18 protein-coding genes, 1 tRNA gene and 1 pseudogene are annotated in these 12,115 nt (G+C 32.3%); 2 read left to right on the top strand and 18 right to left on the bottom strand.

The genetic code is table 11. From position 1 onward, the window contains the following. Positions 1 to 9: 9 nt before the first annotated feature. The 18 genes and pseudogenes from J8H85_RS14525 to J8H85_RS14600 form a co-directional block, all read right to left on the bottom strand. Positions 10 to 471: a RidA family protein gene (locus J8H85_RS14525; protein WP_209655936.1), complete on the bottom strand. Its 462-nt coding sequence runs from the start codon at positions 469 to 471 to the stop codon at positions 10 to 12. A gap of 31 nt (positions 472 to 502) precedes the next feature. Beyond that, on the bottom strand, positions 503 to 949 hold the full coding sequence (locus J8H85_RS14530; RefSeq protein ID WP_209655937.1) for a PaaI family thioesterase: 447 nt from the start codon (positions 947 to 949) through the stop codon (positions 503 to 505). 61 nt (positions 950 to 1,010) lie between these two features. Further along, on the bottom strand, positions 1,011 to 1,736 hold the full coding sequence (locus J8H85_RS14535; RefSeq protein WP_245243823.1) for a TetR/AcrR family transcriptional regulator: 726 nt from the start codon (positions 1,734 to 1,736) through the stop codon (positions 1,011 to 1,013). A gap of 41 nt (positions 1,737 to 1,777) precedes the next feature. Beyond that, a pseudogene (locus J8H85_RS14540) lies at positions 1,778 to 1,987 on the bottom strand (tyrosine-type recombinase/integrase); the annotation flags it as partial. 163 nt (positions 1,988 to 2,150) lie between these two features. After that, positions 2,151 to 2,390 (bottom strand): hypothetical protein, encoded by a 240-nt coding sequence (locus tag J8H85_RS14545; protein WP_209655939.1) that lies wholly within the window; start codon positions 2,388 to 2,390, stop codon positions 2,151 to 2,153. Between the two features lie 29 nt (positions 2,391 to 2,419). Then, positions 2,420 to 3,163: an SDR family oxidoreductase gene (locus J8H85_RS14550; RefSeq protein ID WP_209655940.1), complete on the bottom strand. Its 744-nt coding sequence runs from the start codon at positions 3,161 to 3,163 to the stop codon at positions 2,420 to 2,422. 16 nt (positions 3,164 to 3,179) lie between these two features. Beyond that, entirely contained in the window at positions 3,180 to 3,398 is a 219-nt protein-coding gene (locus J8H85_RS18975; protein ID WP_245243824.1) for a DinB family protein, read from the bottom strand. Positions 3,399 to 3,448: 50 nt separating this feature from the next. Next, entirely contained in the window at positions 3,449 to 3,691 is a 243-nt protein-coding gene (locus J8H85_RS18980; RefSeq protein WP_245243825.1) for a DinB family protein, read from the bottom strand. Between the two features lie 15 nt (positions 3,692 to 3,706). Further along, positions 3,707 to 4,258, bottom strand: a complete 552-nt coding sequence (locus J8H85_RS14560; RefSeq protein ID WP_209655974.1) for a DUF1572 family protein — start codon at positions 4,256 to 4,258, stop codon at positions 3,707 to 3,709. Positions 4,259 to 4,343: 85 nt separating this feature from the next. After that, positions 4,344 to 4,784 carry a PaaI family thioesterase gene (locus J8H85_RS14565; protein ID WP_209655941.1) on the bottom strand — a complete coding sequence of 147 codons (441 nt, stop codon included), beginning with the start codon at positions 4,782 to 4,784 and terminating at the stop codon, positions 4,344 to 4,346. Continuing rightward, positions 4,777 to 5,307, bottom strand: coding sequence for a hypothetical protein (locus J8H85_RS14570; RefSeq protein WP_209655942.1), 531 nt, complete (start codon positions 5,305 to 5,307; stop codon positions 4,777 to 4,779). The genes J8H85_RS14565 and J8H85_RS14570 overlap by 8 nt, the downstream gene beginning before the upstream one ends. Positions 5,308 to 5,346: 39 nt before the next feature. Continuing rightward, on the bottom strand, positions 5,347 to 5,868 hold the full coding sequence (locus J8H85_RS14575; protein ID WP_209655943.1) for a DinB family protein: 522 nt from the start codon (positions 5,866 to 5,868) through the stop codon (positions 5,347 to 5,349). Position 5,869: 1 nt separating this feature from the next. After that, complete coding sequence (locus J8H85_RS14580; RefSeq protein ID WP_209655944.1) at positions 5,870 to 6,514, bottom strand: cysteine hydrolase family protein; 645 nt, start codon at positions 6,512 to 6,514, stop codon at positions 5,870 to 5,872. A gap of 210 nt (positions 6,515 to 6,724) precedes the next feature. Continuing rightward, complete coding sequence (locus J8H85_RS14585) at positions 6,725 to 7,537, bottom strand: isocitrate lyase/PEP mutase family protein (protein WP_209655945.1); 813 nt, start codon at positions 7,535 to 7,537, stop codon at positions 6,725 to 6,727. A 118-nt stretch (positions 7,538 to 7,655) separates the two neighbouring features. Then, on the bottom strand, positions 7,656 to 8,246 hold the full coding sequence (locus tag J8H85_RS14590) for a TetR/AcrR family transcriptional regulator (RefSeq protein WP_209655946.1): 591 nt from the start codon (positions 8,244 to 8,246) through the stop codon (positions 7,656 to 7,658). A 102-nt stretch (positions 8,247 to 8,348) separates the two neighbouring features. Further along, positions 8,349 to 8,690 (bottom strand): site-specific integrase, encoded by a 342-nt coding sequence (locus tag J8H85_RS19110; RefSeq protein WP_317195014.1) that lies wholly within the window; start codon positions 8,688 to 8,690, stop codon positions 8,349 to 8,351. Positions 8,691 to 8,695: 5 nt separating this feature from the next. Further along, a complete protein-coding gene (locus J8H85_RS14595; protein WP_317195015.1) occupies positions 8,696 to 9,589 on the bottom strand; it encodes a site-specific integrase in 894 nt (297 codons plus the stop codon). A 273-nt stretch (positions 9,590 to 9,862) separates the two neighbouring features. Continuing rightward, positions 9,863 to 9,947: transfer RNA gene (locus J8H85_RS14600), tRNA-Ser, on the bottom strand. Between the two features lie 186 nt (positions 9,948 to 10,133). On the opposite strand from J8H85_RS14600, the gene J8H85_RS14605 reads away from it, so the two are divergent. Continuing rightward, entirely contained in the window at positions 10,134 to 10,763 is a 630-nt protein-coding gene (locus J8H85_RS14605; RefSeq protein WP_209655947.1) for an NAD(P)H-dependent oxidoreductase, read from the top strand. A gap of 143 nt (positions 10,764 to 10,906) precedes the next feature. Next, positions 10,907 to 12,112, top strand: coding sequence for a DegT/DnrJ/EryC1/StrS family aminotransferase (locus tag J8H85_RS14610; protein ID WP_209655948.1), 1,206 nt, complete (start codon positions 10,907 to 10,909; stop codon positions 12,110 to 12,112). Positions 12,113 to 12,115: the final 3 nt, after the last annotated feature.

A 12,115-nucleotide genomic window follows, 5' to 3' on the forward strand; every position in this document is an offset into this window, starting at 1 on the left:
GATTAATGTTTAAAGTATAGTAAATGTTGCTGTCAATCCAACCGAAAAGTTTCTGGGCAGGGAACAAACACCAAAAAGAGTTCTACTATGACTTCCTTTGTCTTTTAGTACCTCATTGAATAAGTCTGATGCCCCATTTACAACTAATGGCCCATCATCCCACTCATTACTACACCTATAATAAGCAAAGACATGATTTAAACCTTCTAATTTGTTATATGAAACATATTGGTTTATTTGAGCCAATACGTTTAGTGCGCATAATCTCATTGCTAAATAGCCGTCATTGGTTGATAGTTCTTTTCCTAGTTTTCCTTGATGGCAATTAATTCCGTTATGTATCGGAAATTGTATTGCAACATACCCAACATTTCCTCTTATTTCAACGGATTTATAATTACCCCCTGGTTCTGGAATGTTTGGTAATTGAATTCCTATGTCAGCAACCTTTTTTTTTATTGACTCATTCATTTTATACCAATGTTAATTTCTTTTTAATTAGCTAAGGAATTATTGTTTCAGTTTTAAAATCGGTTTTATAAAGATTAGAGTACCCTTTTGCAATAAGCCTGCTTTTATCTTTATTCCATATACTACATTGGGCATTAATAAATTTTTTTCCATACTTTATGATACTTGTTTCTGCGATAATTACTTCATTTGGCTTAGCAATTGAAAAATAGTCAATAACATTGTTAATTGTTGTGAAGAAAAATGGATCATCAAGAGTAAACATTGTTGCTCCTAAAACATCATCAATAATTGCAGATGTAATACCTCCATGCAAATTTCCTACTGGATTAAGCCATTCAGGACGGATTTGATACTGAAATTCAAGACTTCCTGTGTTCGCTTTGAGAACCGTAGGGTTTAGCCACCTCATAAGTGGAGATGGTGATCTATCAAAACTCTTTCCTTTAAATGATTTTATATAATCTAATTTATTCATGTTATTCAATATGTTTTAGATATTTATAATATACCGAATGGTATATTTTTAATTAAAAAAATTATAATTTCATTTCATTGTGAATCAAATTTTCAATTCTTTTTAATGAAATGTTTAAATATTCTTTGTCTGCCATTGTTTTAGACAATAAAACTCCTCCTTCTATTAGCATTACCATAGTTGACGCATATTCTTTAATATTTAAATCATGCTTAAATATTCTCTCTTCTATACCGTTTTTAATGATGTCTTCAAATATTTTAGTAAATCCAATGAATGATTTTCGAACTTCAATATTCAATTTTGGAAATGCATCGTCCGATTCTGTTGCAGCATTTAATAAGGGACAGCCGCCAGTTTCAATAATTACGGACCAATTATTTTTATAAAAATCTACTATAGCCATCAATTTATTAATTGCTCCACTTGGGCTTTGATTTAACGCTGATATAATTTTATTACCTATGCGCTTAGCATTATACTTGTAAGCCGCCTTAGCTACTTCTTCTTTATTTTCAAAATTACCGTAAATACTTCCTTTTGTAAGACCTGTTAAGTTAGTTATATCTCTTAAGGATGTGCCTAGGTATCCTATTTTATTGAAGTGTACAGACGATTTTTCAATTATAAACTGTTTCGTTTTTTCGGTTTTTGTCATGTTCAAAAAGAATATTTTACTGCAAATATAACAAAAATACCAATCGGTATAAAATATAATTGATTTTTTTTTTTTTTTGATACAACCAAAGATTATTTCTATATCTTCATCTTTATTACCGGTATTCATACTTGTTTAATAAAATTGTATGAGAGCGCGACATTACTTATTTAAACCAATTTAGAATTAGGAGTACTAAAAACAAATTTTTCTTTAAGGATTCTCATATCATCACTCACTTTTCTATCTAACACTTTTGCATAATGCTGTGTGGTTCTTAAATTTTTATGATCAAGCATTTTGCTAACACTCTTAATTGGAACACCATTTGTAAGAGTTACAGTAGTTGCAAAAGTGTGTCGAGCTATGTGAAAAGTTAGTTTTATCAACCACAGCAATATCATTTAAAAAGGAGACACCATCATTGAAAGTAATATCGTAAAGTTTATTGCCAGAGTTAATATCAAGAGCAATAAGCCTGTCAATATCCGCAACGAATAAAATATTTTTTGAAATTGCTAATCCTTTGGGTGCATTAAGTTTTTATTTTGAAAAAGTTGAATCAATAATGGCTCCTTTGAAATCAAGTTTGATGATTCTCCCGTCTCCAACTTTTTGTGTAGGATTAAGTTCTTTTCCTATATCTGCAGCATAAATATATTTACCATCGGAAGCCACGCTTTCAATGTGATTGAAGCCTTTAACCGTAAAGATAGTTTGAGCACACATACTATTAGTTGAAATAGAAATGCTCAAAACGAAAATTATAAATGTTATTTTCATGATGCTATATTTTAAAATTCATAATTACATTAACGTCCTCCTGTAACATCAATAAATATTCCTGTTGAATAAGATGACTGTTCAGTGGCAAGCCAAAGAATAGCTTCAGCAACTTCGCTTGTTAATCCACCTCTTTTTAAAGGAATACTATCTTTTATTCGTTCTATTCTCCCTGGTTCTCCTCCAGAAATGTGAATGTCTGTATGAATAAAGGCTGGTCGTACACCATTAACTCGGATTCCGTCTTCTGCTAATTCTTTGGATAACCCAATAGTTAGAGCGTCTATCGCACCTTTTGATGCCGCATAATCTATATATTCAAATGGCGCTCCAGTTCTGGAAGCGATTGAAGAAACATTAACGATAGTTCCGCCGTTGCCACCATATTTGGGTGACATCCTTTTAATTGCTTCACGACAACAAATAAAGGGGCCTAAAGTATTGGCTTGAAATATTCGCTGTAATCTTTCCCAAGTTAAATTTTCTAATGTAGATTGATGTTCCAGAATTCCGGCATTATTTACTAAGCAAGTTAAGTTTCCAAACTCTGTATCGATCTGGTTAAATAGTTGAATTATTTCAGTTTCATTAGAAACATCTGCCTGAAACGCCTTTGCCAAACCTCCTTTTAATCTTATTTTTTCTACTATATTTTCTGCTGATTCTTTACTCTTATTGTAGTTTACTGCTACTGCAAATCCTCTTTCAGCAGCAAGTAAAGCCGTAGCTGCACCAATACCACGGCTAGCTCCTGTTATTAATATTGTTTTCATTTCTTATTGTTTTTTGTTACAGTATGGATTTTATATGAGCCAAATGATGTTGACAGTGCCAGGAATACATACCAATTGCTTCTTCCAATATGAATTCCTTCCCGTGTTCGGGATGAGTATATTTTCTTTTTAATGTATCAGCATCAAGATTTTTTAAAAGAGTATGCCATCTGTAGTGAATCCCTTGTATAATAGATAGGGATGAACTTATAGGTAAATATTTACTATCCTCCAATTCTGCCCAAATAGATTCATTATAAGGTTTAATGACAGGGTTATCTTCTGTTATGGCAAGCTTGAAAATGCATTCATGTGACTATCTGCACAGTGATGTACAACTTGTCTAACTGTCCATCCATCTTTTCTGTAAGGCATATCAAGTTGATTTTCTGATATTGCTTCTAGCGTATTGTTCAATACAGAAGGAAAAGAACCAATTATTTCAATCCAATTATCTAAAAGGCTCTTTTCTATATTCTCTGGTTTTGTAAATTGACCGATCGGGTATCTTAAATTTAGTTCTTTCATTTTGTTTTAAATTATTTATAAATCATCTGTGAAATGTCTTCTTTCTTTATCTTGAGAAAACTTGCGACTGTTGTAATCTGTTGATTTGTTTCGAGCAATAGATAAAGTTTGCCATTCATTGTTTTTAATCATTTTAGCAATGAATACCATTTGTCCAATATGGTATGGGTAGTGGGCTAATTGACGATTGATAGCTTCTACAACAGAATGTCCATCATTCCGGATATATACTACGCGTTCCATATCTGGTTCTGTAAGTTGTTCAAGTACTTGGATGAGACATTCCCAACCTTGTTTCCATCGATACAGTAATTCATCTTCACTACTGAAAGGGTTGATGAATTCTGCATCACGATTTCTCCATGGTTTTTCTCCATCGGTAGTTAAAAAGTCAGTAAAACGAGATAGCATATTACCAGTAATGTGATTAACGATAACAGCTATACTATTACTTTCTTCATTGTATTGCCAGAACAATTGTTCTTCATCTAGTTGTTCCATTGCTTTTTCGCCAAGCATTTTGTAGTATTCAAATTGCTTTTTTACGCTGCTTAAATAGCTTTCCATATGATTTATTTTAAAGTTAAAAATTACTTTTTTTAATTGTATTCTTTGAACTAAGACCAAACAGTGGTGGTCTTCAAATTTTAGTTTAATCTATTTGTATTTCTTTGCTTTTATTTTGAAGACACATTAATGTAACTAAAGAAGTAGACACTAAGTTTTCCTTTTCATTGATAGCCGCGAAGATGTCTGAACGAACCACGGTAAGCAATTTTCCTCTTTTGATAACATTAGCTTTAGCAATTAATTTATCACCCACAGCGGGACTTAAATAATTGATTTTTAATTCTACTGTTGCATAATATCCAGATGAAGATTTGGTTAATGCACTGGCGTACGAAGCTATGTCTATTAATGAAGCTATAGTTGCACCATTGAACATACCAGCTGGCCGCATCATAAACTCTTTTTTTGAAACTTCAATTTCGACATAATCTTCATTAAAATTAGATATTTGGCCTCCAAATAGCTTCATTAACTTTGAATTTTCAAAGTTTTTTATTAATTCATTTTTCTTTTTATTATTCATATCTCCCTAAGTAATTTAAATAATCAGATTTGTAAAACTGTTCTTTTATGCCATTAAATCGGTTTCTGGTAAGCACATACTTTTCATCGTTTAAGTGAATAAAACCAATAGGGTAGGGATTAAACTCATTTATAAAAAGCTTAGAAATAGACAGAGGGAAACTTTTATTGTAATTAAATTGTATTCGATTTAAGTTGTATAACTCAAAAGCGTTTTTGACACCTTTTCTTAATAGCATTTTTAAATCATCCTCAGGAATATTATCGCCTTTAAGTATTAGGAATTTGATGATGGCGCTTTGATTATTCTTTTTAATTGTAATAATAAATAAACCGACAATCATTTTATTATATTCCATTAGCCAATATTTTTCATAAGGTTTTTTAAAACCAGAAATTTTAAAGAGGTTCATTAAGAGTTCTTTGTAATTATTGCTATCTGTGATTTTGTCGTGAAATAATTCACCTATAAATAAATCGAGATTTAATTCTTTTATTTCAATATGCTTGGTTGTATGTCTCATGTTTAATAACCTTCTTTATTTTACCTTAAGACTTGTTTTTTATTTGAGGATGGTTAAATATTCAATCCATGGACCTACTTCCTTTTTATATTGATTTGCCATGATTCTAGAAATTTGAGCTATATGGTTGAGGTCGTGTACCATCCATGTAGCAATTAATTGTGCCAATGTAACTTCTCCAAAAACTGTATGAATTCCTTTTGAGTTTAAATCTGTTTCGGATATTTTTTTTGAAATCAGGTAGCTAATATTTTGTTTACGGAGTTGGACGAATTCGTCCAGTAATTGTTTTATGGTTTTATTTTTGCTTTCAATAAATTGTGCATTTCGGTCGTACAAAGGGAATGATTTATCTGGCTTGTTAGAGAGGATGGTTTTTACACGAGGAATCCAATCTGTTTTTTCACCATGAATGAGATGTCCAATCACATCAAATACAGACCAGGTTTCATATCCTTCATTTTTTAGAGTCCATTCATTAGAAATATTGTACAATAAGTGGTGTAATGTAACAGGTGTTCTTTCTAATATCTCTATAGATTTATTCAGATTAAAATTCATGTTAATATTGATTATGTAGAACAATAAATTCTTTTGTATCCATTATTTTGACACCGATATTTGATAATTCTTGTAAGCCTTTCTCATAGACCTGAGAAGTTGCATCTTTTAAAAAGATAATTTTATAGTCTCTTTCGCTGGCCTCATACATACTTGTTCTGGGGCAATTTGGAAAGTTACAGCCACAAAACACTAAGGTATTGATGTTGTTATTTTGCAGATGTTCATTTAACTTTGTGTTATAAAATGCACCCCATCTGGATTTATAGATTATCCATTCATGGTGGCCTATTTTTTGAGTTTCGTTCTTTAATAAAAGTTCAAAATCTATGTTTATGTCAGTTTGAGGTAAAACCTCTTCAACTATTTGAGCACCGGGAGTATTGGGTATAGCAATTTCTTTCCCTTCCAGTATCATTTTTTTTCTGCACAAATCTACATTTGAAGCGTCTTTATTATAGATTCTAATGATATGGTATATAGGTCGTTTTAATTTGCGATAAAGCGCTACAAGGTCTTTGATTTTTGGAATTACATTTATGGTTCCTTTTATTTCAGCTGTTGCGTTGGGAATGGTGAAATCGTTTTGAATGTCTATAATAATTAATGCGCTTTTTTCTAATATTGGTTTTGTATATTCATCCATAATTCAAAAAATTAAAATTAATATCGTTCTTATTTATCTTCTATTTTATCAATAAAAGTATTTGCTAGCCTTCTGTAATTAATATTGCTTTATTCATATGTAGGTGTTTATTGTTATTTAATGGTTGTATGTAATTAGTATACCTTCATTTGTGTATGTGACTGAATTTTGATTATGTTCATTTCATAATTGCATTTTTTAATATGTAGATTATAAACTCAAAAGGTTATTTAGTTCGTTGGAACTAATTGATTTCTGTGCATAACTAAAATTCTTGGTTTGACTTATTTGTTTTATAGTATCAACAAAGGAGGTCATTGCATTTCTATATAAAGAAGCTCCAAGACTGATTCTTTTAACTCCTAATTTTGATAAATCCTCATAGTTAAGAAGGCTACCTTTTATGCCTATCAACACATTTAAAGGTTTATCTATTTCGTAAAGAATAGACTGAACTTCCTCTATGGTTTGAATACCTGGAGCAAACAAAACATCGGCACCTGCATTTTGATATGCCTGTAACCGTTTTATAGTATCTTTTAAGTCTTGGTTACCGATGATATAATTATCTGATCGGGCAGTAAGCGTGAATGGAAAATCTAGACTTTTTACAGCTTCGACAGCAGCAGTGATACGCTCAGTAGATAATTCGATTGAATAGGCACTGTTTCCATTTACATCTTCAATGGATGCACCTACTATACCGGTTGTAACTGATAATTTAATCGTCTCGAAAATCTTTTTTGGATTTTTATAAAAACCGTTTCCTAAGTCGGCAGAAACAGGTAAATCGGTTGCTGACACGATTTTTTGTAAATGTGTTAAAATATCATTTATAGGTACTGAATTGTCATAAGCACCCTCCGAAAAAGCGTGTGCAGCACTTGATGTAGCCAAAGCTTTAAAACCAAAGTAGGTTAAAATTTTAGCAGATGCCACATCCCAAGGATTTGGTATTATAAAAGTAGACGTATCGTTGTGTATTTTTTTAAATAGTTCAGCTTTTTCATTTTGGCTTTTCATAACTAGATATTTAAATAGTTGATTTTTATTTATAAGGGATAGATAAATTTTATAATTTTTTGTAGCTGTTTTTATCTATGTAAAATAAACCAATCGGTCTTTTTTAAAGTAAATTTTTTTAGTTTTTTAAATTTAAAATGATTTTTTCCAAGAATTCCATTGCTATTTTTAATTCTGTATTCCTACTTGTTACCTTTGCTTGCATAAATGCACCTTCAATCATAGAAATCATAATTACTGCTGTTTCTGTAGGGTCTGTATCTTCATTTATTTCTTTCCTTGCAATGCCTCTTTTTATCTGATTTTCTATAGAATTTTTCCAAAAGTCCAATGCTTTAATGGCTTTATCTTTCAATTTTGGATGTGTATCGTCAGCTTCAGTAGATGTGTTTAAAATGGGACAACCAGCCTGTAAATATGAGTATTTGAAATAGTTTTTATAAGTGGTAGGATATACTAACAACCTTTCAATTGAGTTGTCAGTAGCTAAAATTCTTGTCTTCATATGTTCATTAACCTTATTATGATTAAAGTCAAAAGCAGCTAAAGCAACTTCATCTTTGTTTTCAAAATTGCCATAAATACAACCCTTTGAAAGTCCGGTTGCACTCATGATATCACTCATTGAAGTACCAGCATAACCTTTTGTATTGAAAACTGGTGCTGTTTTCTCTACTATAAATTGTCTGGTGTTTTCTGACTTTGACATTATTTGTTAAGTGTAAATGATTATAAAACAATACAAAACTAATCAAAATAAACCAAACGGTCTATTTTTAAATTAAAATATTTTTGGAGCAAATATGTGATACTAATTTGCTTTCTTTTCAATTTTCTCTTTTATAAGAAATTTGTCTCTCAAAGCCTTCATATCATCACTCACTTTTCTATCTAAGACTTTTGCATAATGTTGTGTAGTTCTTAAATTTTTATGTCCAAGCATTTTGCTAACGCTTTCAATTGGAACCCCATTAGTAAGCGTTACCGTTGTTGCAAAAGTGTGTCGAGCAATATGGAAGGTTAGTTCTTTTTCAATTTCACAAACCCCGGCTATTTCTTTTAGATAAGCATTCATCTTTTGATTGGATAGAATAGGTAGGAGTTTATTTTCATTGATGCACTGTGGATGATTTTCGTATTTATCGATTATCATTTTCGTTACTGGAAGAATTGGAATTTTTGAACAGATTCTGTTTTCTGTCTGTGTGTAAATATCCATTTCTCTCCATCAATTCCGTAGCTTATATGTGACTTTGTTAAGTTTTTGACATCTATGTATGCCAAACCAGTAAAACAGCTAAATAGAAATATATCGCGAACTAATGAAAGTCTTTCAGTTTTAAAATCTTTTTCAATGATAGATTGAATTTCAGTTTCAGTAAGATAAACACGTTCTACTTCTTTAACTTTAGACTTATAGTTTGCAAATGGATTTTTATCTAGCCAGTCATTGGCCAAACATATCTTTATTATTTTATTGAAGTTCTTGATGTATTTAACAGCTGTGTTATTAGAACATTTTCTAACGCTGCGTAACCAGAATTCATAATCGGTAATAAAAGCATGATCAATCTTGGAAATATCAATGTCTAAAATATTGTATTTCCATTGCATGAATTCAATGGTATGTTTCAAAGAAGTGGTGTAACGTTCTAATGTACCTGGTGCATATTCTTTACCAACTAATTCTTTGATTTTGTTGTTGTGGTCTTGAAAGATGGGTACTAACATTCTTTGACGCTCTTCATTACCAAGCAATTTATTTTTAAAGTTTTCAATTGATAAAGTTTCATTACGGTGGAGTAGTTCCATTTGAGCATCTAAAACTTTTGATTTCATTAAATCAAGGTAGCTATTGATTGAACGTGCTTCTTCGGTCATGCCTTTCATTTTGGATAGCTCATTAGACCATTTGGATTTTTCTACAAACTTTTTGGTACTGAATTCTAACCGTTTTCCATCAACTGTTAATCTTACATAAATTGGAAGTAGTCCGTTTGTATTGGCTTTTGTGCTTTTGGCATAAAAGTGAAGTGTGATTTTTGTTTTCATTGTGGTGACCAATTAATTATTATTCAATTTAATTTTCTAATTGAAATCAAACAAGATGTTTGATGAGTGAACAAGCTATTGAACACGTCATTAAACCTCCTGTTTGCAATGCTTTCGAGAATTTAGCGAGACCCTAATTTTCGGATTTTCTAGGGTCTCGATTTTATCTCGATTTAAATAAGATTAAATGAATAATTTGGTATGTCTGGAAAAGCAAAAACCCTGTGAATCATAAGATTTACAGGGTTTTGATACCGTTTAGGATTTTTTCAGCGGAGAAAGAGGGATTCGAACCCCCGGAGGTGTGACCCTCAACAGTTTTCAAGACTGCCGCATTCGACCACTCTGCCATTTCTCCAGTTTCGGTCTCATCAGGTATTCCCTGAATGCGGGTGCAAATATAGAATCCTTTTTCAATACTTTCAAATAAAATTCTATTTTTTTAAAAATAAATTTCAACACGTTTAATATTAGCTTATTTTGTGTCGCATTTCTATAAAATGACAATTCCAAAACGTATTTTTGTCAAAATTAAAATTCAAAAATGAATATCATTAAGCAACTTAAATGGCGCTACGCAACTAAAAAATTCGATACAACCAAAAAACTGTCTTCCGAAAAATTAGATATTTTAAAACAAGCTTTCAATTTAACGGCAACATCATTCGGTTTACAAACCATCAAAATGGTTGTTGTAGAAAACAAAACCTTAAGACAAGCTTTAGTAGCCCATGCTTACAACCAAAAACAAGTATTAGATGCCTCACATTTATTGGTAATCTGTATGCAAGACGATATATTGGATACCGATGTGGTTACCTACTACGATAATATCAAAAACATCCGAAACACCTCAGAAACCATTTTAAAGCCATACCGGGAAGACCTCGTAAACATGATGCAAAAAATGAGTGTTACCGAACGCCAACAATGGTCCAAAAACCAAGCCTACATAGCCTTGGGCAATTTAATGACCGTTTGCGCCATAGAAGAAATAGATTCCTGCCCCATGGAAGGCTTTATGCCCCACGCCGTCGATAACGTATTACAATTAAACAAAATGGGGCTAAAATCTGTATTATTGCTGCCCGTAGGCTACAGAGACGAAACCGATATGTTTGCAGGTTTCAAAAAAGTACGAAAATCAATAAACGATGCCGTCATCGAAATATAAATAAAACAAACAATTTGGGCGTTACCACAAGGGTCGGGCTTTACGTTGCAATCTTTTTGCTCGTGCCTCACAAAAAGGATTTCCACTGCAATCCCTAACGCAAAGGCAGTTTCAATTAAAATAAAGAACTAAAAATATACAATATGCCAGGATTCGAATTATTTGGAGATTTAGAAAAAAAAGAAGTAAACGATGTATTGGAAAACGGCGTACTCATGCGCTACGGTTTCGATGGCATGCGCAACGGCCATTGGAAAGCCAAAGAGCTGGAAAAAGCCTTAGAAAACACCTTTCAAGTAAACCACGCGCAATTAGTATCAAGTGGTACCGCGGCCATATCAGTAGCATTGGCAGCAGCAGGCGTAGGGGCAGGAGATGAGGTTATTTTACCAACTTTTACGTTTGTGGCAAGTTTTGAAGCCGTTATGATGCTGGGGGCCATCCCCATTTTGGTAGATATTGATGATACACTTACCCTTAGCCCACAAGCCGTAGAAAAAGCCATAACCCCAAAAACAAAAGCCATTATGGTCGTGCATATGTGTGGTAGCATGGCAAATATGGATGCACATCAAAACATTTGCAGTAAAAACAATTTGTTGTTGGTTGAAGATGCGTGTCAAGCCATTGGAGCCACTTACAAAGGAAAAGTGTTGGGCAGCCTTGGCGATTTAGGCTGTTTTTCATTCGATTTCGTTAAAACCATTACCTGCGGAGAAGGCGGTGCGGTGATAACAAACAATAAAGACTATTACATACATTCCGACCATTATAGCGATCATGGTCACGACCATGTAGGTAATGATAGAGGTGCAGAATCGCATCCGTTTTTAGGCTACAATTTCAGAATATCAGAGCTTCATGCGGCAGTAGGTTTAGCCCAAATAAAACGCTTGCCTGAGATTTTAAAAATTCAAAAGAAAAATTATAGCATTTTAAGGGACGCTTTATCACAAATACCTGAAGTAACGTTTAGAACCGTTCCCGATGGTGGTGAGGAAAACTACAGTTTTTTAAATTTCTTTCTTCCAGATCTGGAAATAGCGCTTAAAGTTTCCGAAGCGTTTAAAAACCAAGGCGTAGATGCGTGTTTTCAGTACTATAATAACAATTGGCATTACATTCGTAAATGGGACCATTTAAAAGACTTAAAATCGTTGTTCCCAATTCCAGCAGAAGTAAAAACCGGATTGGAATATCTTAAAACCAAAGAATTCCCTCAATCCGATCATTTTATTGGTAGAAATATCTCCTGTTTAATAAAACTTTCATGGACAGAAGAGCAAGTAAATGAACGTGCCAAAAAAATGTTTGAAATTATTAAATCGATTTTATTAAATTCATATTAAATT

Source organism: Mariniflexile gromovii, assembly GCF_017814435.1.
GTDB lineage: Bacteria > Bacteroidota > Bacteroidia > Flavobacteriales > Flavobacteriaceae > Mariniflexile > Mariniflexile gromovii.